Genomic DNA, 25,011 nt, shown 5'->3' with positions numbered 1-25,011 from the left:
AGGTGTGCGCAGGGGAAGCGGGAGGTGCCATGGGGCAAGCCTGTGGGGCATCTGGACCTGGATTCCATAGCCAGATTGGTTAGGCTGGCTCGGTGAAAGTTTCTTCGCACGTGGTGGCACGCATGCTCGGGGCCTGGCAGGAAGGGCCCGGGTCGGCGCATCAGCGCCTGTCCGACAGGTTGCGGCTGCTGGTTCTGGACGGCCGTCTCTCCCTCGGCTCGACCCTGCCGAGCGAGCGTGACCTGGCCGTCGCCCTGTCCACCAGCAGAACCACCGTCGGTGCCGCGTACCGCACTCTGGTCGAGCAGGGGTACCTCGCCACACGGGCGCGGGCCAGGGCGACCGTGCGGCTCCCCGACGACACGTCCCCCGGGCCCCGGCCCGGCGCGAGCCCGGGGACAATCGACCTGTCCTTCGCCGCGCCGCCCGCGCCCGTCGAAATCCTCCACGCCGCTTTCGCGGCCGCTCTCGAACAGCTGCCACGGCACTTCGAGCGGCACGGCTATGACCGGAACGGCACCTCGGAGCTGCGCGAAGCGGTGGCCCACTGGTACGAACGGCGCGGGCTGCCCACAGCTCCCGATCACATCCTGATCACCAACGGCGCGCAGCACGCGCTCGCCCTTCTGGCACGGACACTGCTGTCGCCACGCGACCAGGTCCTGATCGACCATCCGACCTACCCGCACGCGATAGCCACGTTCACCGAGGTACGGGCTCGTCCGCTCCCCGTCGCCGTGTCGTCTTCCGGCTGGGACACCGTGCAACTCCAGGCGGCCGGCCGCATCGCGCGTCTTGCCTACCTGATCCCCGACTTCCACAATCCGACGGGGCTGTGCATGCCCGCGAGCGTCCGCCAGAGCCTCCGGCTGGCCTGCCCCACGGTCATCGACGAGACCATGACCGACCTGGCCCTGGACGGCGAGAGCCCGGAGCCCTTCGCGCTCCACATGCCGACCGCCATCAGCATCGGCTCGGTTTCCAAAAGCATCTGGGGCGGCCTGCGCATCGGCTGGATCCGCGCAGCGCCCTCTGTCCTGGAACGCGTCCAGCAGACCCGTCACGCCACGGATCTCGGCACCCCCCTCGTGGAGCAGCTCGCCACAGCCGTCCTCCTGAACGATGGCCGGACCCGGCGGCCCGGCACGCTTCAGCAACTGAGGTCGCAACGCGACGCACTGAGCCGGGCGCTCGCCGAGCATCTGCCCGGCATCCATGCCCCGCAGCCGGCCGGTGGCTTGACGCTGTGGGCGACATTCCCGCAGCCCATCAGCTCACGGCTGGCCGCAATCGCGCCCGACTACGGAGTGACCATCGCGGCCGGACCGCGATTCGGCATCGGAGGCGCGTTCGAACGCAACATCCGCCTGCCGTACGCGCTCCCTTCGAGCCGGCTGACCCTGGCGATCCGTGGGCTCGCACAGGCAGAGCAAGCACTCACCCGAGGCGCTACCGGGGTTCACAACCCGGCGCCCGTCGCATGACCGTCGCTGAGTCACGGCCTTCACGCCTGGATGGATGAATGACCCCTCGGAACCACTCGTTGACGCGAGCCGAGTGCTGCGATGCACATGAGGCCGCCCGGCAGTCTGCCAGGCGGAATATTCTGTTGGTATGAGTGAGCGTGCGATGCAGGAGCTGGGAGTGCTGGTGTTGACGGCGTTGGCGAACGCGCCGCGTCACGGGTACGCCATCGCGCAGGAGGTCAAGGCGATCACCGACGGCCGGGTGGTACCGCGCACCGGGGCACTGTACGGGGCGCTGGACCGGTTGCTGGCGGAGGGGCTGATCGAGGTGGAGCGGGAAGAGGTCGTGGACAGCCGGGCGCGACGTATTTTCGCGCTGTCGACAGCAGGCCGTGAGCGGCTGGCAGTGGAGGCCGAGCGATTGGCTGCCACCGCACGGGAGGCCCGAAGGCGGCTGGGGATCGCCGGTACGGCGGCACCGGCGTGATCCGTCGCGTGCTGCGGCTCTATCCGGCCGATTACCGCGCCGCCTACGGTGGAGAGATCGCGGACATCCACGAGGAGATGACGGCGGGGATGTCGCGACCGGCGCGACTGCGCGCGGATGCGGATCTGGCCGCACATGCCGTGCGGATTCGGCTTGGCCTGCATTCGACCGCGCCCGCGGGCCGGCTCGTCGCAGCCGCGGCCCCGTTCGCTCTCGGAGCCGGCGCGGTGGTGCACGGCCTGCGGCTGACCTCCTGGTATGCGGGAATGGTGACCTCGCCGGCCCCGGTGGGACTGCAGCTTGCCACGTTGCCGCTCGACTACGGGCTGGCCTTGCTCTTCTCTCTCCTGGTGTGCGGCGGCGCGATCATGGCCCTGTGCGGCCGGTGGGTGCCCGGCGTGGTCGTGGCGGTGTCGGGGTTGCTCGGGTCGGCCGCGCTGGCAGCGTGCGTTTTCGGCGAGCTCGTGGTCGCTCCCGCGGTGGCCCTGACGACGGTTGCCGTGGTGCTCGCCTGCCCTCCGGATCGCCGGGCCGACAGGCGCCTGCAGACGACGGCAGGGATCATGGCCGGGTGCGCGTGGCTGCCCGTCGTCGCTGTGAATACGCGCGCCTTCGGCGTCAGCACGGAGTACGGGGCCTGGCCGCTCCTCGTTCTCTCGGCCTCCGGAGTGGTGCTCGCACTGCGCGAGGGCTCGCGCGGCCTGCGTGAGGCCGGCGCGGTGGCGCTTGCCTCCCCGCCGATGATCACCTATGCCTGCACGGCGTGGGGTGACGCGCGGCCCATGCTGGGCGGGCTTCTCGCACTGGCGCTCACAGGCGCTGTGCCGGCTGCCTTTCGAACGGTGCGCCGCCCGCGCTGAACCCCGCTTCGGACCCGGACGAGGCCTCTCGCCCGGGCAGGGGCGTGCGCGTCTTGCGATAGTCCGTTGAGATGAGTAATCTCTTGAGCGTTGTATTGGTGACGGGCGCTCTTGGTGACACCGGTTCCGCCCCAGAAGAAGCGGGATACCAGTGCCATTCCCCCCGCCGCTGTTCGCCGCCCGTTCGTTCCGGAGGCCCTGGTCGTGGGCGCCGCGGCTGCTGACACCCCTATTGCGCGGGTGTTCTCGGCCCGTTCGCGGCTTCACGCACGCGGTACGGGGCGGACGTGAACGTCGCCGCGCAGCACGCGCCTGAAATCCGTGCCCAGGACGAGAAAGGGCCTTGGCCCTGAGGGCTCCTGGAACCCGCTTCGATGAGAGAACCGGGGGACCGGCCTGGAGCCCGCGGTGAGAAGACCCCGCCCTCCGTGTCAGTTCCGGGTTTCCCGGCCCTCGTAACCATGCCCGTGACGGGCCCCGTCGGTCTGAAGAGAGCCTGCGTCGTCATGCCCTTTACCCTGTCCCATCCAGCCGCTGTCCTCATGGTGGCCAGACACCCCTTTGTGATGCCCGCGCTGGTCACCGGCTGCGTTGCGCCCGACGTGCCCGAATTCATCGGGATCCAGGCCGATCATCCGGTGTGGTGGGAGCCGTACCTGAGCCTCGCCCGTACGCATTCCTTCACGGGTATCGGGATCGATCTGGTGTATGCGCTCGCCCTGGTGCCCCTCTACATGCTGGTGAAGCGGCCCGTGCTCGCGATGGTGCCGAAGCTTGCCGCACGAGTCCGTGAAGCCCCCGGCTACGGAGGGGGAGCGGCGGGCGCGGCCCGGCGTACGCTCTGGACTCTGCTTTCTGCCTTGATCGGCATCGTCACCCACCTCGTCTGGGATTCCTTCACCCACTACGACATGTTCGTCGACGAGCACGTCTCCTTCATGCGGACCCCTGTCATCGGTGGGCTCGACGTGCTCCGGTTCACGCAGTACGTGAGCAGCGTCGCCGGCCTCATGGCCATCGGATTCTGGCTTCGCCGCAAGTGGAGCGGTGCGGTCTCCGTGCCGCCCGCCACCAGCCTGGTCCTCGGCAACCGGGCGCGGAACGCCGTGATCTTCGCGCTCGTCGCGGCGTGCGGCCTCGGTGTCGCGCAGCGCGTCCTTGACGTGAATTCCTTTGCGTCGATCGAGGTCGCCCTGCGGCGCATCGTCATCGGCGCCGGCTTCGGCATCGCACTGGGGCTGGTCATCTACTCATTCGTCTGGCATGCCGCCCGGATCAGGGACCCACGGCGTCAGGTGCCGGAAGAGTCGGGCAGTGCCAGGGTCGGCAGCCGCCGGGCCTGATGAAGCGTCGCTCCGCATGAGGAGGTGTCCGATGAGTATTCTCATCGGACACCTCCGCGAACCGCCCTGGCGCAGCGCAGCGGCCGCATCCATCACCACCGACGGCCGCGATCGTGTGCAGCAGTTGCGCGCGTGAAGCCGCCCCGGAGTTCGACCAGATGCTACGCCGCCCCCCTGGCCTGCCCGGCAGAAGCGGCCTCGAGTGTGGCTGACGTGCTCTCACCGCGCCGTGCGGCGCCCAGTGCCTCGGCCAGGAACGCCCGGGCCGTCGGGTTCAGCGGGCGATCTTCCGGCTCGGCAAGGCACACGTCGTACGTGGGGCGGTACTGCCCTACGGTGAGGAAGCGCATGTCGGCGACGTCTGAGGCAATACGCTCCGGTACGAAGGCGAGGCCCAGCCCGTGCCGGACGAGGTCGAGCGCCGTGGGAATGTCGTCGATCTCGAACATCGCCTTGCGCGGCGGCAGTCCGGCACGGCTGAAGGCACAGTCCACAGCGGATCGCATTCCCCACCCGACAGGAAAGTCGATCACGTCGTATCCCATGACGTCGGCGAGCTCCACACTGGACCGGTCGGCCAGCGGATGGTCTGATGCACAGGCGAGCACGACGGACTCGGTGACGAGCGAGTGCAGGCGGAGCCCATCCAGGGGCCGGCCGGCGGTCATGAGGACAGCCAGATCGAGATCGCCCTTGCGCAGATCCTCGACGTGGGAACTGGAACCGCGGCTGCCAGGGCCGCGCAGACGCAGTTCGACTCCCGGATGCGCTCGGCGGAACGTTGCGAGGGTGCGAAGAATGTCTCCGGGAGTGAGCCCGTACAGGATCCCGAGTTCCAGTGTTCCGCTCAGGCCGGCGCGAGCTTCGTCGACCGCCTGCCGGGCCGTGCGCAGCGCACCGAGTACGCGGCGTGCCTGAGGCACCAACGCCGCTCCTGCCGCGGTCAGTTCCACGCGCTGAGTGGTGCGCGCGAAGAGCGGCGTACCCAGGTCCTTCTCCAAGGCGCGGATCGACGCCGAGACTCCGGACTGCACCAGGTTCAGGCGCTCGGCGGCCCGGGTGAAGCTCCGCTCCTCCGCGACCGCGATGAATGCCTGCAGCCTGCGGAATTCCATGGCACCTCACTTCTCGGGCAGTTCAGCAGGGACATTGCTCAATCCATCAAAGTTTAATGTTGGACAAGTGTAAGTGCCTGACCGGACACTGGAGCTCATGCATGACCAGAAAGGGCAAAGAATGACAAACAACCCCATCCTCATCAGAGGCGGCCACGTCGTCACAGGTGACCCGCGCCTCGGCGAATTGCCGGGCGCCGACGTGCTGGTGAGTGGTGACACCATCGCCGCCGTGGGCCACGGGCTCCAGGCCGAGGGTGCCGAAGTGATCGACGCGTCAGGCCATGTGGTCATGCCGGGCCTGGTCGACTCGCACCGCCACGTGTGGCAGGGGGCCATCGGCGGCGCCGGGGGCAAGGTATCCCTCGGCGGCTACTTCCAGGTGGTGCTGGCCGGGCTGCTCGACAAGTACGAGCCGCGCGACGTCTACGCCGGCGTGCTGTGGGGCGCTCTGCAGGCCGTCAACGCCGGAGTCACGACCGTCGCCGACTGGTCCCACATCGTCACCACGCCCGAGCACGCGGACGAGAACGTCCGCGCCCTGCGCGACTCGGGCATCCGCGCGGTGTTCCTCTACGGTCCGCCCGTGGGCGAGGGCGTGATGAAGTGGTTCGTGGAGAGCTCCGAGCGACACCCCGCCGACGCCCGGCGCATGCGCGCCGAGGTGCTGTCCGACGACGACGCCCGCGTCACCATGGGCCTGGCGCTGCGCGGACCGGAGTTCTCCACCGCGCAGACCACCGCCGACGACGTACGCCTTGCCCGCGAACTGGCCGTCCCCTTGAGCATGCACTCCGGCATCCCCGGCTATCTGTCGAAGTACCGAACCATCGGCACACTGGAGGAACTGGGCCTGCTGGGCCCTGACGTGCACCACGCCCACGGGGCGGCGTTCAGCGACGAGGATCTGAAGCGGATCGCGGCCACCGGGGGCCACATCACACCCTGCCCGACCGTCGACATGCAGATGGCCATGGGCACCTTCCCCATCACCGGCCGAGCCCTGGCCCACGGCATCCAGCCCGCCCTCGGCGCCGACACCATCGCCGGCGCCGGAACCGACCTCTTCAGCGAGATGCGCCTGACCCTCGCCGCCGAGCGGGCTCGTGCCAACGCCGCGGCGCTGGCCCGCGACGAACCGCCGATGGAGGTGGAGCTCGACCACCACGACGTCCTCGGGTTCGCCACCACCGCCGGCGCCGCGGCCTGGGGCATGAGCGACCGCATCGGCTCCCTCACCCCGGGCAAGCGCGCCGACGTCATCCTCGTCGACGCCCGCCGCCCTCACCTGAGCCCGCTCAACGACGCCGTGACCACCGTGGTACTGAACGCCGGCCCGGCGGACGTGGACACGGTCCTCGTGGACGGCCGGATCCTCAAGCGCCACGGCAAGCTGACCGGGCAGGCCGCCCAGGCGCAGGAGCGGCTGGAGGAGTCCCGTCGACGGTTGTTCGCCGCCGCCGGTCTGCAGGACGTCCTCGGTCCCGCGTGGGTGTGAGCACGCCGCCGGCGAGGCGCACCACCAGGACCGGTCCCGACCCTGCCGCGGCCAAGGACGTGGTGGGCCCGGCCGATGCCGAGAGCGCCTGTGCCGAAGTCCGGACGGCGAAGGCCCGCGGAAAGCTGCTCTGATCCCATCCCGCTGTCCGGGTCGCGCATCGGCCCGGACGGCGGCCGGATCCCCGGGCCGGCGTCGGTCGGCCGGCCGTGGAAAGCGGAGTGCGGATTGGTACTTTTATTGCGGTTTGTGCCACATTGATGGGACCGGGGTGGGGGTGGTTGGACCTCACCTTCGGGGCCGTGGAAGAATCCAAACCTTTACAGTAATGTGAAGGTCTTGCGGCCGAAGGTGAGACCGCCTACCTGTGCGACGACGAAGCCTGCCGTCGGCGCGAATGCCTGGCTAAGGGAGGGCAATGTGAAGATCGGCGAGCTGGCCGCGAAGACCGGTGTCGCGCCGCGGTTGCTTCGTTACTACGAAGAGGTCGGCATCCTGACGCCGTTCCGGAGTCCCAACGGATACCGCACGTACGGCGAGCCGGCCATCGACCGGGTACACCAGATCCGCGAACTTCTCGAAGTCGGTTTGACGACGGAGATGATCCGCGAGGTCCTGCCCTGTCTGGAGTCCGCCGAGGGCGAAGCACACGCGCGGGAGTGCCCGGACGCCAAGGACCTGGAGGGCCTGCGGCGTCAACTCACCAGTATCAAGCGGCGCATCGACGTGCTGCAACGCAATCAGCGCGCGATCGAGGCGTACCTGCGCTTCCAGGAGGACGCCGAGGCCCCCGTACCCACGACCGCGGATGGAGTCATGGTCCTGGTCGGGGAGTGACAGCGAGGCTTGCGCGGTCGAGCGTCCACCTGCCGCGAGGCGCCATGGGGGAGTGCGAGGCTGACGCCGCCGATGAGGCGAAGGTGGGCCGGAGAATGCCGCAACGGACGGATTCCCCAGTGGCGGGGCTCCGGTCCCGTCGCTTTCCGGCATCGGAGCCCCGCGTGACATGGGTACTGCGTCCGAATCAGATGCTCAATCCGCCATCGACGGTCAACCGTGCACCCGTGATGTAGGAAGCGTTCTCACCGGCGAGGAAGACGACCGCCTTGGCGATGTCCTCGGTGGTGCCCATGCGTCCCAGGGGTGTCATGGCCACCTGCGGGGCGGCGTTCGGCCCGTCCGCGGGGTTCATGTCCGTGTCCGTCGCTCCGGGCTGAATGACATTGACGGTGATGCCGCGCGGGCCGAAGTCGCGCGCCCACCCGCGCCCGAGCTGGTCGATCGCCGCCTTGCTCGCCGCGTATTCGGCGACGCCAGGTACGGGAACGCGATGGGCGACGATGCTTCCGATCAGGACGACACGCCCGCCGTCGGACAGAAAGCGCGACGCGGCATGCGTGGTGACGACGGTCCCCATCACATTGGTGGCCATCATCTGCTGGACCCCTTCGAGAAGCTCCAGGTCCAACTGGTCGACGGTGCCCATGACGGCGACCCCGGCCGAGTTCACCAGCACATCGATCTGGCCGCCCAGGAACTCGGCAGCCTGTTCGACGGCGGTCGACGCCTCGTGGGGAACGGACTGATCCGCCTGTACGGCGAGCGCCTTCACCCCGAGAGCGACCAGGTCGGCGACAACCTCCTCCGCCTGCTCGCGTGACTTTCGGTAGGTGATGGCAACGTTTGCACCCTCGCGCGCCAGTTCACGGGCGATCCCCGCACCGATGCCCCGCGACCCTCCGGTCACGAGCGCAGTCCGTCCTGTCAGAGTCTTGGACATGGCAATGTCTCCTTGCGCCGTTCAGCTGGCTTTCAGCTACTGAACCGAAGCTAAAGATTGACATTAGTGTGAAGGTCAAGCCCGGACGGTATGACGCCCACCACTCGCGCTCACCTCCACCACCTGCCCTGATCTGCGTGGCGTGACCTGCGGGAACGGTTATGCCCGACCGGACCGGGCGCTCGCCGGCGGTCACGCACCTCGGCATCGCCGTCCTGCGGGTGCCGCAGACGGCGACCGGGCCTCGTGCCGTGGTCCCCGCGCACCATCGGCCCCATCCACGGTGACGAGTGGGACGACCGCGTGTGTGCGAGGGACTCAGGCCGCGATCCCGCGCTTGTCCATGGAATCCTCCACAATGCGCAGCCCGTCCATCCCCGGCAGCTTCGCGATGTGTGCATCGATGTCGCGGATGAGCTTGCGGCCCTCGGGGCCCGCGAAGAGGTGGGTCATGACGTGCGTGACCTCGCTCTCAGACATCACGCCCGAGCCGACCGGGCCCCAGGCCTTCTCGAGTGCGAACCGGGCCACCTTGCGGGCCTTCTTGCTCGCCGCGAGACGGTCACGCGCCTGCGACGCGTAGAACGCGACGTGCTTCGTCTCCTGCTGTGCGATCCGCTTCAGCAGCGGCACCAGCACCGGGTGGCTCTCCAACGCGGCGAGCCGCTGGTACGCCGCGGTGGCCGACCACTCGTTCGCCGCGCCCCACGCCATGTGCACCGCGACGAAGTCATGTCCGACGAGGCGGCTCATCGCCGTCTGCTTCACCGTCCCCAAGCGGTCCTGCCAGCCGAGCTTGAGACGGGTCGCCTTGAGCTCGTCGAAGTCGATTCGGACGCCGTGGCGTTTGAGCACGGCCGCGAGCGCTTCGCCGTGCCAGAACTCCTCGCGGTTCCACATCGTCATGAAGGTGCCCACCGCGGGCTCGTTGTGGGACGGAGTCGTCAGCAGATCGCGCATGTAGCACACCGTGTGGTACTCGATGTCGCACATGTACCGCAGCGTGCGCAGTGTCCCCTCGGACAGCGGGTCGCGCTCGAACTCGTCGAAGTCGAGGTCGGCCCACTGCACCGCGGTGGAGTTCTTCGCGTACTTGTCGATGTCGAAAGCCATCAGTCACTCTCCTCTTCGGTGCGCGGCGGCATCGTCACCCGTGCGGCGACGACCTCGCTGCGTACACCCGAACCGCCCCTCTTCCAGCGGTGGATGTCCCAGTTCCTCTTGTGTGACGCGCGCGCCAGTTCGGCGTCGGGGTTGATCGCCGAGGGCTTGCCCAGCAGCGACAGCCACGCCAGGTCGGAGTGGCTGTCGCCGTAGCCGTAGGAGGCCGCGAGGTCGTAGCCGCCTTCCTCGGCGTACCGCCGAAGCCATGCGGCCCTCGCCTCGTCGACGAGCGGCGGCTTCGTGAGGTAGCCGGTGAGCACACCGTCCCTCACGTGCATGGAGCTCCCGACGACCTCGTCGAACAGGCCGGCGAGCGGAGCGGCGAGCAGGCCGATGGAGCCGGTGACCAGGACGGTGCGGTGGCCCGCCGCACGGTGCTCGCGGATGCGCGTCAGGGCGTCCGCGCACGTGTGCCGCAGCATCGTGTCGGCGTAGCCGCGTCCTACGACCTGCTCGAGACGGGCGACGGGCATGCCGCGGTAGCGGCGCAGGAACGCGCGGATGAACTCGCCGCGGTCGCGTTTCTCGGCGCGGAGGTAGCCGGGCAGCGCCACGAGCAGGTCCGCGGCCTCCTTCGGCCAGGCCGCCTTGCGGAAGCCCGAGGTACGCACCCAGAGGTACTGCTCGACGATGTTGGAGTCGAGGACGGTCCGTTCGAGGTCGAAGACGGCGAGCACGTCGGTACGCCGTGGCAGCTCCGGTTTCGGGCAGGCGCTTGCGGGCTTGGCGGCCGCGGCCTTCCGGCGGCGGTGGGCCGCTGTCAGCTTGCTCAGGGAGGGGAGGTGCACCTTCTGCAGGTACTCCTCCCAGTCGATCCGCTCGACATCGAAGCCGCGGTCCTCGCGTACCTCGGCCGGAAGGGCGTCGTTCAGCGCGCGGGCGTTGCGGTCGTCGAAGATGATCTCGGTCTGCACATACGCGCGGTAGAGGTCGGTGAAGTTGCCGAGGGTGGCGATGCCGGCGCGCAGTTTGGCGTTCTGGGCTGCGAGAGCGCGCTTTCGCTCGTCGTTCGGCAGCAGCCGCAGGCCGGCGTCCCACAGGTCGGCCTTCTTCTTCGCCAGCAGAAGACGTCGGTTGAACTTGCGTTCGCCCGCGAACTTCCAGGTCGGTACCTCGACGAAACCGTCGTCCTTGGGCAGCGGGTGCTGCACGTAGTAGTCGCGGACGTTCTCGTACATGCGGTGGAACGGCAGCGGATTCGACGCGCCCGAGGCGATGTGGAAGTACGCCGGCTCGTCGGCAGGGGCCGGGTTGGCCGCCGCGGCGAGGATGGCGTTGACGACGAAGTCGACGGGGATGACGTCGAGGATCGAGTCGGGCAGCCCCGGGAAGTCCGGCAACTGGCCGCGGCCGTAGGCGAAGATCAGAGGGTCGGCGACCTTGAAGCCGTCGATCCAGCCGGGGAACGGATGCCGGAGTGCGCTCTCGATGATCGCGGGCCGGACCACCGAGAGCCGGTGTCCGGCCTCGCCCCAGAGGTCTTCCGCGGCGCGTTCTGCGAGTGCCTTCGTCAGTGTGTAGACGTCGGTCCACCCCAGGCTCTGGGCGCGCCGCCGGCCGGCGTCGACGAGGTGGGAGCGTACCCACTCGCGCCGGGCGTCCTCGCTCGCGCGGGCCGCCGCGATCGGGCCCTCCTTGCCGTGGTCGCGGCGGGCGCGGGACATGAACCGCTCGAGCCGCGCCGGTTCCCGAGATGTCAGCTCGGTGCGCTCGTGGGCCTGTGTCGCGGAGCGCCACTCGGTGCGCCAGTCGGCGTCGTGCTCGAGCTTGCCCTCGGCCACCACACCGCGGCGGAGTCCCCCGACATAGCAGGTCGACACGTGGACGACGTGCGGGTCCGAACCGGAGGCGAGCAGGGCCTGGTAGAGGCTGACGGCACCGTTGACGTTCGTGTCGAAGGCCTCGTGGATGGGAGGGTCGAAGGAGACGGTCGACGCCGAGTGGATCACGACGTCGAGGTCGGAGGGCAGCTCGGGAACGCTGGTCATGCTGCCGTCGAGCACGGTGATCCGCTCGCCGACGACACGCTCGGCCTCCTCGGCTCCCACAGCCTCTCGCCAGGGCCCGAACACGGGTTTGCGCAGGAGCCGCCGGAGCCGGTCCTGCCCGGTCTGTCCGCCCTTCCCGCGTACGAGGAGCGAGATGCGGGTGGCGGGGTGATCGGTGAGGAGCCGCTCGAGCACGGCTTGCCCGACGAAGCCGGTGGCGCCGGTGAGCAGGACGTGCGCGGTGCCGAGTTCGGTCTCGGCGGTGTGCGGCATCACGGAAGGAGCCTCGATTCCACGGTGGACGCGACACCGGGACCGATGCCGGGGAGTGCGGCGACCATGGCGCGGATCCGGGCCGCCTCGGCCCTTCCGCTCTGGTCGCCGAAGACTTGGCGTTCGAAGAAGGTGCGCTCGTGCCGGGAGCGGTCGACCGAGCCGAGTGGCCAGGCGGAGCGCCGCAGGGCGCGACGGGTGATGCGCCGGGCGCGGGCCGAGCGCCCGAGCCGCAGTTCCGCCTCCTCCGCGAGGAAGTGGATGTGGCGCTGTTTGATCTCCACCACGGGTCCGATGATCGACGCCATGGCGGGGGACACTCCGGGCAGACGCCGGTAGGCCGCCTGTGTGATCCATTCGTCCACGAGACTCGTCGTCACGTGTTCGGCGACGATCTGCGTACCGGTGATGTTGGCGATGAGGGAACGACGGATCGGTCCACGGCGCTCGCGGCGCTCCGCCAGTACCCGCCGTGCCGGGCCGGCGCTCGAAGGGAGGCCGTGGGCGGCGGGTGAGGCGTCCAGGACGGCGTCGAGGGCGTCGGCGATCCAGTACCTCTCGAACATCCACGTGGTGAGGAACGCGGTGACCCGGGCGTCCTTGTGCGTCGCCGTCACCAGGAGGTCGCGCACGCGGTGGAGTGTGGTGCGTTCCATGTCGCGCAGCGCGCGAACGAGCCGGAGGGAATCGGTGTCGAGCGGCTCTTCGGCGAGCGACGCGAGGTCGAGCCTTCCGCGGTGGCTGCCGTGTGCCGTGCGGGCGAACTCACGCACGTTGAAGCCCGCTGTCCCGGGCGGCGTGGTCGGCGCCTCGTCGTTTGAGTTCATGCGCGGGCTTTCTGGGGGCCGGAGTGGGGGCGACTTGGTGACGGCCCCGGAACGTGCGAAAGACCTCAGGGGCTATGGCGTGTGACCAGGAGGCCTGCGCATGTGTGACACGTGGCCTGGTTCCGCTCGGGGGGCGGATGGTGCGGGTGAGGGGATGATTCGGGGCAAACAGGCGGATCGTGGCGGGTGGAATGCAGGGCGGATCCCGAGTCCGCACGAGCGTCTGCGGAAGCTCGTGTCACACGGTTGATGCGTGCGTGGTCAAACGGTCTGAGCCGGGAAACGAAGGATGTGTCAGGCGCGGGCAGTCAGCCATCGGCTGCTGCCGGCTCGACGGCGTGGACCCGCTCGCCACCCATGTGAAAGCTACGAGCGGGGAGCTCGGATGCCAAGAAGATGGCATATGAAACTATGCTGAGCCGTACGGGAGTCGCACTTGTCACCGGTGCGACGTCCGGTATCGGAGCGGCGTTCGCGCGCGCTCTGGCAGACCGCGGATGGGACCTGGTCCTGGTGGCGCGCGACAGGGAGCGTCTCGGCCGGATGGCGGTCGAGCTCGAAGCCCGGGGCCGCGCCGTCGAGGTGCTGCCCGCCGACCTGTCCGACCGCGCCGACGTCGAGCGTGTCGCCGCCCGGGTGGAGGACCCCGCCCGTCCGGTGGAGATGCTCGTGAACAACGCCGGTTTTGGCGTGCACGCATCGATAACCTCGGCCGACACCGCCCCGCACGACCGGGCGATCGAGGTCATGGGCCGCGCGGTGCTGGTCCTCGCCGGCGCTGCCGGGCGGGCCATGCGCGAACGCGGACACGGAGCGATCGTCAACGTGTCCAGCACGGCCGGATTCGTCACGATGGGGAGCTATTCGGCCGTCAAGGCCTTCGTGATCTCACTCACCGAAGGTCTGGCGAACGAGCTGCACGGAACGGGCGTCACCGTGACGGCGCTCTGCCCGGGCTGGGTCCGCACGGAGTTCCACGCCCGCGCCGGAATCCGGTCGTCGAGCGTTCCGGACTTCCTCTGGCTCGACGCCGATCGACTCGTGGAGAGCAGTCTGCGCGACGTGCGGCGCGGACGGGTCATCTCCATGCCGAGCTTCCGGTACCGGCTGCTCATCTGGTTCACACGCCATCTCCCACGCCACACCGTGCGGTGGATCTCGCGGCGGATCTCCTCCAGCCGCAACGACAGCCGCACGCACTGAAAAATTGGTGCGGGCGAGCCCGCACGGGAAGGAAGCGGATGCCCGCGACGACGCGCGACCGTTTCACCTCACGCTTTCACGCCGCAGCGCGCTTCGTCGCGCAGCGGGGGCTGCTTAAGCCCGTCGTGTGGCGTATGACCAGCGTCACGGTACTCGGGCGCGAATGCCTGCAAAAAGTCGAGGACGCGTATGTGGTCGTCGCCAACCACACTTCTCACCTCGACACGCCACTCATCATGGGCGCGCTGCCCCGCCGACTGGCGCGTTACCTCGCGGTGGGAGCCGCCGCCGACTACTTCTTCGACGTGTGGCGGCGGCGCGGCCTCACGGCCCTCTTCTTCAACGCCTTCCCGGTCGACCGCACCGGAACGAGCGCCCGCAGAGTGAGCGCCAAAGCCTTGCTGAACCGGGGCGTGCCGCTCCTGATCTTTCCCGAGGGCACTCGCTCGCGCGACGGATCCCTCGGGGCGTTCAAGCCCGGGGCAGCGGCGCTCGCCTCGTCCGCCGAGGTGCCCGTACTCCCCGTCGCGGTCATCGGGGCGTACGCGGCGCATCCGCGCGGATCGAGCTGGCCGAAGCCGGGCCGCCTGCCCGTCGGGGTGGTCTTCGGCGAACCGCTCACCGCCCTGCCCGGAGAGTCCGTTGACGAGTTCAGCCAACGCATCCGCTCGACGATCGTCAGCCTGGCCGAGGAGAACTCCGACCGGATCCTCGGCACCCATGCCACCTCACGCCGTGACAGCTGAAGGAGACCGTCCGTGACCGAACCCGCTTCCCGCACCGACGCCATGCGCACCGGTGATGTGAAACACATGAAGTGGTGGGGCTGGGGCGTGGAAGGCGTCGGCTTCCACCACGAGGACAAGCCCGGATTCGCACCGTTCGTGCACAGGGCCGTCGGTCTCGATCTCTGGGCGGGCGAGCGCACCGGACGGCCCGACTTCTCACAGCTGAAGGTACCGGCCTCGAGGGCGCCGGAAGAGTTCCTCAGCGTCCTGATCGGCATCGTCGGGCCAGGCAACGCCGTCGTCGACGACCTGTCCCGAGTCGTCCACACGTACGGCAAGAGCCTGCGTGACCTGGTCCGCCTCCGAGCCGGCGAGATCGCGCGCACTCCCGACGTGGTCGTCTACCCGGCGGACGAGGCGCAGGTCCAGAGCGTCGTCGACGCGGCCGTCGAGGCCGACGCCGTGATCATCCCCTTCGGCGGCGGCAGCAACATCGCGGGCAGCCTCGAGCCGCACCCGGACGAGTCGCGGGTGGTCGTCGCGCTCGACCTCGGCCGCCTGAGCCGGGTACTGGAGATCGACACCGACTCCGGTCTGGCGCGCATCCAGGCCGGGGCGCTCGGCCCTGACCTCGAGGCCCAACTCAACAACCGCGGCTGGACGATGGGGCACTTTCCCGACTCGTTCACCCACTCCTCGCTCGGCGGGTGGGTCGCCACCCGCTCGTCCGGCATGCAGTCGGACAAGTACGGCGACATCGCGGACATCGTCAAGGGACTGCGTGTCGTGCGGGCCGGCGGGGTCCTCGTGATCCGCGCCGTCCCGAGCGCGTCGACCGGGCCGAGCGTGCGGGAGATGGTGGTGGGCTCGGAGGGGCGGCTCGGCGTCATCACCGAGGCCACGGTGCAGGTGCACCGGCTCCCCGAGAGCCGTGGCATCTACGCCTACTTCTTCAAGGACTTCGACCACGGCCTCGCCGCCATGCAGGAGATCGCCGCGAGCGACGTCTCGCCCTCCGTCACGCGCATCTCGGACGCGCACGAGACCGGCTTCTCGCTGGCGACGAGCAAAGCGTCGAAGGGAATCGCCAAGAAGGCGCAGGCCGGCCTCATGGCGTACCTCAAGCGGCGTGGCTGGAACCTGGACGAAATCTGCCTTTCCTTCATCGGCTTCGAAGGGGACACGGCGCACGCGAAGCGCCAGAAGTCGGTCGTCGACCGGATCGTGCGCAAGCACCACGGCATCGGCGTCGGCAAGGGACCTGGTGCGCTCTACGACCAGAAGAAGTTCGACACGCCGTACATCCGCGACTTCCTGCTCGACCACGGCGCCGCCGGCGATGTGAGCGAGACAGCCGGTCCGTGGTCGAAACTCCGCGGCATCCATGCGGCGGTCTACGACGCGGCCGACAGCGCCTACGAAGAGATCGGCCGCAAGGGCTGGACGATGTGCCACATGTCGCACTCGTACCACTCCGGCGCCTGCCTGTACTTCACCTTCGCCTTCGTGTTCGGTGACGACCCGCTCGGCGAGTACGACACGGTCAAGCGCGCGATTCAGCAGGCGTTCGTCGACGCGGGCGGCACGATCTCGCACCACCACGGCGTGGGCCTGGAGCACGCGCCGTGGCTGGAGGAGGACATCTCGGCGCAGGGCGTCGCGGTCATGTCGGGCCTCTTCGAGGCCGCGGACCCGGGTGGCAACTTCAACCCGCGCAAGATCGTGGTCTGAGCCCGGCCGGTGCGGGCCCGGCGGGAGAGGGCCGACTGAGTACGGCAACGGCCCTCGCCATGACGTGTCAGTGCTCTTCGAGGTCGACCGGGCCGAGTGGTACCCACTCGGCCCGGTCGCCGACGGATCGGGAGGTCCGCCGGTGACGAACGGTCAGCTCAGGCCGGTGGCCCGGATGACGGTCTGCGTCACGGTGTTGCCCCGCGTGTCCGAGGCGTGGACCCGCAGCGACAGGAAAGCGGCCTTCCGCGGAGCGTCCAACGTCACGCGCGCGGCGCCGTCCCGCAGGTCCTGCAGCCTGACGCGCTGCCAGGTCCTGCCGTCGTCGTACGACACCTCGACCTTGTCGGTGCGGACCCGGGCCGTGGAGGCGCCTGGGATGTGCGACGGCTCCACCACAAGCTGTGCGTCACGCCGGGCCGTTCCGTCGGTCGAGGTGCGGATGGCGTAGTCCAACTGCACAAGGGGGAGCAGCGGCGCATTGCCGTTCCGCGGCTTCTCGGACGTGAAGCCCCACTCGGTGCGGGTGGAGGTGGAGTACGGGTACCCCTCGGTGCGCTTCGTGGTGGTCACCAGCCGGTAGCGGCTCGCGGCGCTCGGAAGCGCGAACTGGAAGTAGGGGCCGTCGGTGCTCCCGAGCAGCTTGTCGCTCCGGTGGAGTTCGACGGACTGCGCCGTGGTGCCGGGGCCACCGGTGCCGGCGTGATTGCGGCCGCCGTCGCCGAAGCCGGGGATCTGTCCGAGGACGAAGTCGCCCGAGCGCCGGGGGGTGTCCAGGTACTCGACGATGCGAGGCCGTTCGATCGGGCCGAACCACTGGACGTTCGTGGCACGCCCCGCCGGGTAGGCGACCCGGCCGGAGTACTGGTCCGAGTACTGGCTGCCGCTCTGATGGGCCTCCTCCCTCCAGACGGCGTCGGGGGCGGCGGTCACCCAGTCGGTGCGTCGCGCGCCGGAGGTCGACAGCCGGGTCGTGTCCAGCTGGAAGAGCTGGTACGGCTGGATGTCGAACCGGTTCTCGTACACGTTGTTCTTCGTGCGGAAATCGACGTCGACCCGGGCGAGTTCCTTCTTGCCGGGCGCATAGCGCAGGGCCTTCGGGATGCCGCCGCGCCAGGTGCGTACCAGGTCGTAGAGGTAGTCGGTCGTGGAGCGGCCGGTGATGTGCATGGGCACCGAGCCGGAACCGCTCTGGATGCGGTCGATCAGGATCTCGCCCTCGGTTCGCGAGACGCCCGCGACGACGATCTTGCTACGGCTGCCGCTCGGCCAGTAGCGTCCGCTGTCGCCGTTGACGATGACGAGGACCGCCACGCCTGCCTTCTCGGCGGCGGCTATCTGGTCGTGAGCGACGGCCCGGGAATCGCGGTCGTCGTCTCCGTCCGGCAGGGGCACGTAGCGGACCACCGCCACTTTGCCCCGGGCCCCGGCCGCCGCGTAGTCCTGCTCTCGGCCGTCACCGGCGAAGACGGCCGGGAGGGTGTGCGTACGGTCGGCCGGCCGGGCCGCACCGGGCTCCAGCGTCAGGTCGTCGAACTCCTGGGAGCCCGAGGAGAGGCTGAGCAGAGGCTGCTCCATCCGTGCCCGGACGGTGTACAGCAGATCGCCGTCGGTGGGCCTGCCCGCCGGCAGCGCCCACAGGCTGTCGTGCTGGGGAGCGAGGGTCGAGGCCTCGCCGATGGCGGGAGAGCCGTCCGTGAACGACCGGAAGAAGTCCGCGCGGACGGCACCGGCCGTGGTCTTCTGCGGGGTGACGACCTCGGTCGGTCGCAGTTCCCTGCCGTCGACGGTCACCGACGTGTCGGCGTCGTGGATCCGGATGCCGGTCTTGACCAGGAGCGCCTGCCCGAGCGAGGAGGCTCCGTGGGTGCCGCGGACGTCGCCCCACATCCACGCCGTGTAGACGCCGTTCGGCGCGACGAGGTCGATGTCGCCGCGTGTGTTGGTGACCCCTTCGAAGCGGGCCCCGTCGCCATGGCGCTGGACCCGCACCACGTTCGCCAGCGGTTCGCCGTCGCGGCCCTGGAAGTGCAGCCGCAGGTGGTGGTACTCCTCGCGGGTGCTGACGGCCAGCAGGGTGCGCGTGGTGGGCTTGCCGTCCGCCAGCCCTGTGAGATGTCCGGTGAAGCGGGAACCCGCCGGCGCGCGGTCGAGGACGGTGGTGAGCGTGGTCGCGGCGGTACCCCCGGCCGGCACGGTCACCTGGCGGTCCGCCACGGTGAACAGGCCCTGCGGAGCGTCGGGCGCGTCGACCCGCAGCGTGAGGGTGACCGCCTTGTCGCCGGAGTTGAGCCACTCGATCCGGCGGTCCACGGTCTGCCCCGGCTTTCCGCCCAGGGAGTGGATGCCCGCGTCGGCGGTGCCGGTGGCCACGAGGTCGGCCGCGGAGGCCGCCGCGGCGTCGACACGCCCGTTGCCACCGTCGTCGGCGGTGTTGGCGGGCGTCTCGGCGGCCGTGCTGACGAGGGCGTCCTTGATGCGGGCCCCGGACCACTGCGGGTGGCGGGCCGCGACGAGGGCAGCGGCCCCGGCGACGTGCGGGGTCGCCATGGAGGTGCCGTTCAGGGAGGCGTAGGAGCCGCTGCCGAACGTCGCGTACTGCGAGCGTGCCGCGAGGATCCCGACGCCGGGCGCGGTGATCTCGGGCTTGATCGCGTCGTCGCGGAACCGGGGGCCGCGGCTGGAGAACGAGGCCACGGCGTCCGTCGAGTCGACGGCGCCGACGGTGAGCGCGGCGTCCGCCGAGCCCGGACTCGCGACGGTGGATGCGCCGTTCTCTCCGTTGTTGCCCGCCGCGATGGTGAACAGGGCGCCCGTCTCGGCACTGAGCGCGTTCACGGCCTGGCTGAGCGGGTCCGTGCCGTCGTCGGGGGCGAATCCGCCGAGGCTCATGCTGATGACGCGCGCCTTGGTCTCGCGTGCCGCCCACTCCATGCCGGCGATGACCCAGGAGTCGGACCCGGAGCCGGAGTTGTCGAGGACCTTGCCGACGTGGAGGGCCGCGCCGGGAGCGACGCCCTTCTCCTTCCCGTCGGATGCCGCGCCGCTACCGGCGATGGTGGAGGCGACGTGCGTGCCGTGACCGTTGCGGTCCACGACGTCCTCGTACGGGATGAAACTGCGGGACGAGGCGACGACACCGGCGAGATCCGGGTGCTCGTTGTCGTATCCGGTGTCCAGGACGGCGACGTCGACACCCTTGCCGGTGTTTCCGCGCGCCCAGGCGTCCGGTGCGCCGATCTGCGCGACGCTCGACTCGAGCGTCGCCTTGACCTTGCCGTCCAGCCACACCTTGCGGACGCCGCCGCTCAGCGACGGCTCGCCCGCGGCGGTGCCGCGAGCCGCGGACGTCGCCTGGGTGAGCTCGGCCCAGAAGTCCGCCGCCCGGCGGTGGCTCTGGGTGACAGCGGTGCTGTCGATACTGGTCAACGTCCGCGCGCCGGTGGCGCCCTCCGGCAGGGACGCCAGGTCGTTCTTGCGCAGCGAGTCCGAGGAATAGCCCAGGATGAGGGGCAGCCCACGGGAGCGTGAGTCGTCGTACCCGTCGGCCACGAGCCGGGTGACGTTGAACAGGGCCTCATCGAGGAGACCGGCGGCCAAGTGCCGCTCGGCAGCGGCGGGTACGACGTAGACGTCCCCGTCCTTGCTGCTGACGCGTACGTTCGCCCGGTCTCCGTTCGGCGCGGCAACGGTGACGGTCGCGGGGCCGTCGCTGCCGGGGGTGACGGTGACGCGGTCCCCGGTGATGAGGGTGACGGTCCGCGGAGTGGAGCCGAGTGAACCGCCGTCGGCTATGGGGACGCCCTTGACCGCGGCGGGGGCGTGGTCGGCGGCTGTGGCCGGGGGAATCACCGTCAGCAGCGCGGTGACCGCTGCCAGGATGGGCAGGCCCTGCCGGGCCGGAGTATGAGGTCTCACACGAGTCCTTGATCGAGTCGCCGTAGGATGTCCAGTGCATCGTAGTCACACCATGTGATGTGTTTGTTGCCTGGTTCTCGACCAACCCACCGTCCATGCCGGCCTCGAAGTGGTGACAGCAGTGCGGTGACCGCCGCCGGGACGCGAGTCATTGATCAAGACACCGTGGATTCTCGGTGCTTCGTCGTCACAACATTCGGTGTGTTTGCTGCCTCACTCGCCCCGGAGTCACCCATGGCCCGCGACAACCGGGAGATCCATGGGCTGACCGTTGTCGGTGTCGTCATCGGTACTCGTACCGCTGTTGGGATCGTCCGCGTCCGTGCGGGCGCCCCGAAGGACGGCTGACCGGGCGACGCAGAGCGCCCGCCTCCACTGTCGGGAGGCGGGCGCTCCGGGCGAGCCGGGCCCGTGTCGCACCGGGCCGATGGCCACCGCTCGGCACGGGTGATCAGTCCGTGCCGGCAGACTGCCCTGTCATGCAGCCTGCGCCTACTGAGACCGGACAGCCGGTCGATGTGTGACAACGAGCCGAGAACGCGGGTGATCTGACGCCTGCGTCATCATCTGGGGCCGGTAAGAACCGCCGGCCGCGCCTCCGCGAGATCACGCGGGCCGCGTATCTCCCCGCCGTGGGTGGCAGTCAGATCGCGGTGGCGCCGGCGTCGGCGGCGACAGTGGCGCCGGTGAGGTAGGCGGAACGGGATCCGTCGGCGAGGAAGAAGACGACCTCGGCGATCTCCCGGGGCTGGGCGATCCGGCCGAGCAGGGTGATCTTGCCGAACCCTTCCGCGGCCTCCTGGCCCCACAGGTCGATCACCGACTGGGTGCCGGCCGGTCCGGGAGCGACGGCGTTGACGCGGACGCCGGCCGGGCTGAACTCGGCCGCCCAGGTACGGGTCAGCGACTCCAGCGCGGCCTTGGTGGCGGTGTAGACGGACATGCCGGGCAGGCCGACGCGGGCGCCCATGGTGCTGACGTTCACGATGGCCCCGGAACCCCTGGCCACCATCCCGGGAGCCAGGGCCGCCGTCAGGAAGTACGGGGCCCGGATGTTGGTGGCGACCGCCTGGTTGAAGGAGTCCGCGTCCTGCTCGACGGTCGGCAGCATCGGGAAGACCGCGGCGTTGTTGACCAGGATGTCGACCTCTCCCGCCTCCTCCGCGAGCGCGCGCAGCGAGTCCAGGTCCTCGAGGTCGGCCGCGACGAAACGGGCCCGGCCGCCGGCCTCGGTGATCGTGCGTACCGTCTCGGCCCCCTGATCGGCGCGGCGACCGGTGACGACGACCTCGGCGCCGGCGCCGGCCAGCAGCAGGGCCGTCTCGCGGCCGATACCGCCGGTCGAGCCGGTCACCAGGGCGATCTTGTCGGCAAGTGCCATGTGGGGGTCCTCCCAAGGGCCGTGGTCCGCGGACTTCGGCCGATCTGGCCGGCCGGACACGGGACGACGTCCTGCGAACCGGCGGCAACATGCTTGTCGCGACAAGCATGTTGGTATTTGCTTGCCACGTCAAGCAGTTGCCGGTGGTTGGGCAGCCGGCGCTGACAGGACGTCAAACTCGGTCGTAGATCGCCCGCAGCCACGGTTCCCTGACGGCGGGCATCCGCGCCAGCGTGTACCGGAACGCTTCGCTGGACGGCTGGAGAGGGTAGAGCGGGTGCGGTGGCAGCGGATCGTCCCGCTCCACGCCGGGCGGCAGCCCGCCGACCACCGGCAGCCGGGTCCGGTGCGGCGGAAAGGCGAGTTCGGCCCAGAGCGCGGCATCCATCGGTACCGGCACCGCCCCGGCACGCGGCCGCCACACCTCTCGGGTCTGCGGATGGACCGGCACGAGCACCAGGTCGGCAGCGGGCTCGCCATACCCCGGTCCCGCCAGGTCCAGCCGCTTCGCACCTTCCCCCACGGGCAGCAGCGCGCCGAGTGCCCGGCCGAGGAGTCCGGAGACCGGCCCCGGCGCCACCTCGACCGGCGCGCCCCCGGCGGCCACCACCACCTGGGCGAGAGCCACGCCCGCCGGGATGTCCCAGTACGCCCGCAGCCGGTGCCACAGTGCGCCGGTGGCCAGCAGCTCCGCCCAGTCCATGACCGGCCGCTCCGGTGGGCTGGGCAGCCGCACCACTGCCTGCGGGACGAGCCGGACGACCTGCCAGCACCCGCAGTCGTCCATCCGCGTTCCGACCGGCAGATCGCACCCCAGGCAGGCAAGGTTCGGCCCGTCGCTCCCGTCGATCCCCATGCAGTACCCCCCGGCCCGCTCAAGGATCAGCCTGGTGCCGCGTATGTCACCGGGCGCGAGGAGGACGGTGTCCGGCGACCCGTCGGACAGCGCGCCGGACGGTGCGAAGAGCCCCCGCTCCGCCGCCTCGCGTGTGCCGACCTCGTCCCGCCACGGCGGCCCGTACGGCTCAGGGTCGACGGTGTAGGTTCCGGCCTCCAGCAGCGGCGGGTGCAGCGTCTCCCAGTGGGTGCCGGCGAGGTGGATCGGCAACGCCACCTCCGACACCGCCGCAGTCAGGACCGCCCCGCAGCCCGCACAGCCGAACACCGCCAAGCTGTCCCCTCCCGTCGTCGAAGCCCCTGCATCCCACCAAGCGGGCCGATCGGGGAGCAAGGAGTTTTCCGCGACCCTGACCGCCGGGGGCCGGCCATGCTGTGGCACGCCCTCCCGGGTGGCCGACGACGGGGGTCCGCGGGCGCGCGCGGACGAGGAAGCACGTCGGCGCGCGGCATCGCCACCGGCGGTCCGACTTCCACGGAATGGGCGCGGCAGCGCCGCACGAGACAGGACCTACGGTCCGTCGACCTACCGAGGGGTTACGTGAAAAATAAAGGTGCAAGATACAGTAAAAGCGGCAAAGCGACCCGCCGGCCGCAGTACCGTGGAGATCTGTCCCGGCGTGCAGCCCCGCAAGCAGTTCTGGAGGGAGCCCGCATGACAGATCGACTCGACGTGGCGTCGCTGGCTCCCGGCGATCGTGCGGACGCGATCCGTGCATTCTCGTGGTCCATCAACGGCCGCATAGAAGTGGACCTTCCCCCGGACCCGAATCGCCTGAAGGCTCATGCGACCACCCGCGCGGTGGGGTCGGTGAAAGTCTCGGAAATAGGCTGGAACGTGGCCCGCCTCCGCCGTGCGGCTGCCGCCCCGGTGGACGAGGACATGACGCCGCAGGTTCTCGTCCATCTCCAGGAAGCGGGCGTCTCCCGGTTCCAGCAGGGGGGTAGGCAGAGTGTCACACGGGCGGGAGATCTCGCGGTAATCGAGAACGCGAAGCCCTATGAGGCCGCTTTTCACGGCACGATGCATTCGGTCCTCGTGCGCGTTCCCACGCGCGTCCTGGGGCTGCGGCCGTCGCTGCTCGACCAGGTCACAGCTGTACGCATCGGTTCGGAACGCCCGGTCGTGGGTGCCGCAGCAGCGCTTTTCGCCCGGCTGGCCCGTGACCAGGCCGCTTTCGACGAGGCTGAGACCGCCTTGTTCGCGCAGCCCTGTGTCGACCTGATCAGGGCAGTGGTCAGCATGACCCTGGGCCGTGACGACCTGGCCAGAGCACCTCTGAACAACACACTTCTGCAACGTGTTCAGGAATACGTGCGCCTCCACTTGGCAGAACCCGACCTGACCGCGGCACGTATCGCCGCCGAGCATCAGATCTCCGTACGCCAGCTCTACCTGACCCTTTCCCGAGCGGGCATCACCCTCGGCGACTGGATCAGGACGCAGCGCCTCGAGGAGTGCAAGAGGGAACTGGCGTCGTCGGCGTATCAGTTGATGACGATCGAGGCGATTGCCCACCGGTGGGGGTTCGCCAGCGCACCCCACTTCAGCCGGGTGTTCAAGGCGGCGTACGGTGTGAGCCCCCGCGGGGTGCGGTCGCAAACGCGCGGCGGAGAGAGCGGCCTTTCACCTGCAACGGGGTCTCCCCGTCGGGGAACCTCGGCCGACTCTTTTTGACTGTCAGACCGCGTATGCGGCCTCGGAGCCCGTAAATGATCTGGGGGAGGCCCGAATAGGGCTCCCAGCATCGTCGGGCGCTCGGACGTGCTTCTGCGCTGCGTCAGGTCCGGGCGGGGAAGTCGGGATGGTCGGTGTAGGGCGAAGCAAGGTCGCGCAGGTCGTGGCACGGCCAGGGGTCGCGGGCATGACGGGCCAGGATGCGCCGCTTGGCCTTGACTTCGCGCAGGACGCGGGCCGGGTCGTGCAGAGCCACATGCAGAGCAATCGCGGGGTGGAACCCGGAGATGTCAACCTGACAGAAGTCGACCGTGTGCCCCTGAGCAGACCACACCCCACAGCCGTCACCGCCGCACCGCCGCGCCAACTCGGCCTCCTCATCCAACCGAGCCTCAATGAACTTCACCGTGTTCTGCCGAGGAAGCTTGGGGTTTCAGCCCCGGGAGGAATCGGGTCCTGAACGCGTGGGCGTGAAATGTCCAGACCTCGCTGCGCCTCAAGTCGGCCGTCATCGGCGGTGATTGTCAGTCCGGCCGAATACGGTACTGGTCGTGGGCGTGAAGATTGTCGTGCAAGCCAAGCTGCTGCCGACCGCCGATCAGGCGGTCGCGTTGCGGTCGACGCTGCACGCATGCAACGCCGGCGCTGACCGGGCTGCCGAGGTTGCCTTCACC

Annotated in this window: 19 protein-coding genes; 10 read left to right on the top strand and 9 right to left on the bottom strand. The window is 69.7% G+C overall.

The features are described 5' to 3' along the window. Positions 1-113 precede the first annotated feature (113 nt). The 4 genes from yczR (at position 114) to CHF15_RS22410 (ending at position 4,156) form a co-directional block, all read left to right on the top strand. Positions 114-1,484 (top strand): MocR-like transcription factor YczR, encoded by a 1,371-nt coding sequence (gene yczR / locus CHF15_RS22425; RefSeq protein ID WP_458363510.1) that lies wholly within the window; start codon positions 114-116, stop codon positions 1,482-1,484. Between the two features lie 130 nt (positions 1,485-1,614). Next, on the top strand, positions 1,615-1,953 hold the full coding sequence (locus CHF15_RS22420; RefSeq protein WP_089225651.1) for a PadR family transcriptional regulator: 339 nt from the start codon (positions 1,615-1,617) through the stop codon (positions 1,951-1,953). A gap of 8 nt (positions 1,954-1,961) precedes the next feature. After that, a complete protein-coding gene (locus CHF15_RS22415; protein WP_089225650.1) occupies positions 1,962-2,813 on the top strand; it encodes a hypothetical protein in 852 nt (283 codons plus the stop codon). 374 nt (positions 2,814-3,187) lie between these two features. After that, positions 3,188-4,156 carry a DUF4184 family protein gene (locus CHF15_RS22410; RefSeq protein WP_089225649.1) on the top strand — a complete coding sequence of 323 codons (969 nt, stop codon included), beginning with the start codon at positions 3,188-3,190 and terminating at the stop codon, positions 4,154-4,156. 161 nt (positions 4,157-4,317) lie between these two features. Here the strand turns inward: CHF15_RS22410 and CHF15_RS22405 are convergent, their stop codons facing one another. Further along, complete coding sequence (locus CHF15_RS22405; protein ID WP_220093313.1) at positions 4,318-5,271, bottom strand: LysR family transcriptional regulator; 954 nt, start codon at positions 5,269-5,271, stop codon at positions 4,318-4,320. Between the two features lie 121 nt (positions 5,272-5,392). Between CHF15_RS22405 and CHF15_RS22400 the strand changes: the two genes are divergently transcribed. Continuing rightward, positions 5,393-6,769 carry an amidohydrolase family protein gene (locus tag CHF15_RS22400; protein WP_179279908.1) on the top strand — a complete coding sequence of 459 codons (1,377 nt, stop codon included), beginning with the start codon at positions 5,393-5,395 and terminating at the stop codon, positions 6,767-6,769. Between the two features lie 420 nt (positions 6,770-7,189). Further along, entirely contained in the window at positions 7,190-7,606 is a 417-nt protein-coding gene (locus tag CHF15_RS22395; protein WP_089225647.1) for a MerR family transcriptional regulator, read from the top strand. 187 nt (positions 7,607-7,793) lie between these two features. On the opposite strand, the gene CHF15_RS22390 is transcribed toward CHF15_RS22395, so the two are convergent. From CHF15_RS22390 to CHF15_RS22375, 4 genes are all read right to left on the bottom strand, one after another. Continuing rightward, the gene (locus CHF15_RS22390; RefSeq protein WP_089225646.1) at positions 7,794-8,549 is read right to left on the bottom strand and encodes an SDR family NAD(P)-dependent oxidoreductase; all 756 of its coding nucleotides are present in this window, start codon (positions 8,547-8,549) and stop codon (positions 7,794-7,796) included. Between the two features lie 318 nt (positions 8,550-8,867). Then, positions 8,868-9,662, bottom strand: a complete 795-nt coding sequence (locus tag CHF15_RS22385) for a hypothetical protein (protein ID WP_089225645.1) — start codon at positions 9,660-9,662, stop codon at positions 8,868-8,870. Further along, positions 9,662-11,974 (bottom strand): SDR family oxidoreductase, encoded by a 2,313-nt coding sequence (locus tag CHF15_RS22380; protein WP_245938988.1) that lies wholly within the window; start codon positions 11,972-11,974, stop codon positions 9,662-9,664. Before CHF15_RS22380 ends, CHF15_RS22385 begins: the two co-directional genes overlap by 1 nt. Continuing rightward, positions 11,974-12,801 carry a hypothetical protein gene (locus CHF15_RS22375; protein ID WP_089225643.1) on the bottom strand — a complete coding sequence of 276 codons (828 nt, stop codon included), beginning with the start codon at positions 12,799-12,801 and terminating at the stop codon, positions 11,974-11,976. Before CHF15_RS22375 ends, CHF15_RS22380 begins: the two co-directional genes overlap by 1 nt. Before the next feature lie 396 nt (positions 12,802-13,197). On the opposite strand from CHF15_RS22375, the gene CHF15_RS22370 reads away from it, so the two are divergent. Genes CHF15_RS22370 through CHF15_RS22360 form a run of 3 tightly spaced genes read left to right on the top strand, consistent with a single transcriptional unit; the run spans position 13,198 to position 16,463 of the window. Then, positions 13,198-14,004: an SDR family NAD(P)-dependent oxidoreductase gene (locus CHF15_RS22370; protein ID WP_245938970.1), complete on the top strand. Its 807-nt coding sequence runs from the start codon at positions 13,198-13,200 to the stop codon at positions 14,002-14,004. A 38-nt stretch (positions 14,005-14,042) separates the two neighbouring features. Continuing rightward, positions 14,043-14,750, top strand: a complete 708-nt coding sequence (locus CHF15_RS22365) for a lysophospholipid acyltransferase family protein (protein ID WP_089225641.1) — start codon at positions 14,043-14,045, stop codon at positions 14,748-14,750. A gap of 12 nt (positions 14,751-14,762) precedes the next feature. Further along, entirely contained in the window at positions 14,763-16,463 is a 1,701-nt protein-coding gene (locus tag CHF15_RS22360) for an FAD-binding oxidoreductase (protein WP_089225640.1), read from the top strand. Positions 16,464-16,616: 153 nt separating this feature from the next. On the opposite strand, the gene CHF15_RS22355 is transcribed toward CHF15_RS22360, so the two are convergent. The 3 genes from CHF15_RS22355 to CHF15_RS22345 form a co-directional block, all read right to left on the bottom strand. Next, on the bottom strand, positions 16,617-20,381 hold the full coding sequence (locus CHF15_RS22355; protein WP_089225639.1) for a S8 family serine peptidase: 3,765 nt from the start codon (positions 20,379-20,381) through the stop codon (positions 16,617-16,619). 643 nt (positions 20,382-21,024) lie between these two features. Next, complete coding sequence (locus tag CHF15_RS22350; RefSeq protein WP_089225638.1) at positions 21,025-21,762, bottom strand: SDR family NAD(P)-dependent oxidoreductase; 738 nt, start codon at positions 21,760-21,762, stop codon at positions 21,025-21,027. 172 nt (positions 21,763-21,934) lie between these two features. Beyond that, positions 21,935-22,876, bottom strand: a complete 942-nt coding sequence (locus tag CHF15_RS22345) for a hypothetical protein (RefSeq protein WP_322975694.1) — start codon at positions 22,874-22,876, stop codon at positions 21,935-21,937. Positions 22,877-23,314: 438 nt separating this feature from the next. On the opposite strand from CHF15_RS22345, the gene CHF15_RS22340 reads away from it, so the two are divergent. Beyond that, on the top strand, positions 23,315-24,337 hold the full coding sequence (locus CHF15_RS22340; RefSeq protein WP_089225636.1) for an AraC-like ligand-binding domain-containing protein: 1,023 nt from the start codon (positions 23,315-23,317) through the stop codon (positions 24,335-24,337). 103 nt (positions 24,338-24,440) lie between these two features. Here the strand turns inward: CHF15_RS22340 and CHF15_RS22335 are convergent, their stop codons facing one another. Further along, positions 24,441-24,743: a DUF6221 family protein gene (locus tag CHF15_RS22335; RefSeq protein WP_089225635.1), complete on the bottom strand. Its 303-nt coding sequence runs from the start codon at positions 24,741-24,743 to the stop codon at positions 24,441-24,443. Between the last annotated feature and the right edge of the window lie 268 nt (positions 24,744-25,011).

This window comes from Actinacidiphila glaucinigra (assembly GCF_900188405.1).
Lineage (GTDB): Bacteria > Actinomycetota > Actinomycetes > Streptomycetales > Streptomycetaceae > Actinacidiphila > Actinacidiphila glaucinigra.
This window is presented reverse-complemented; position numbering and strand designations above follow the sequence as displayed.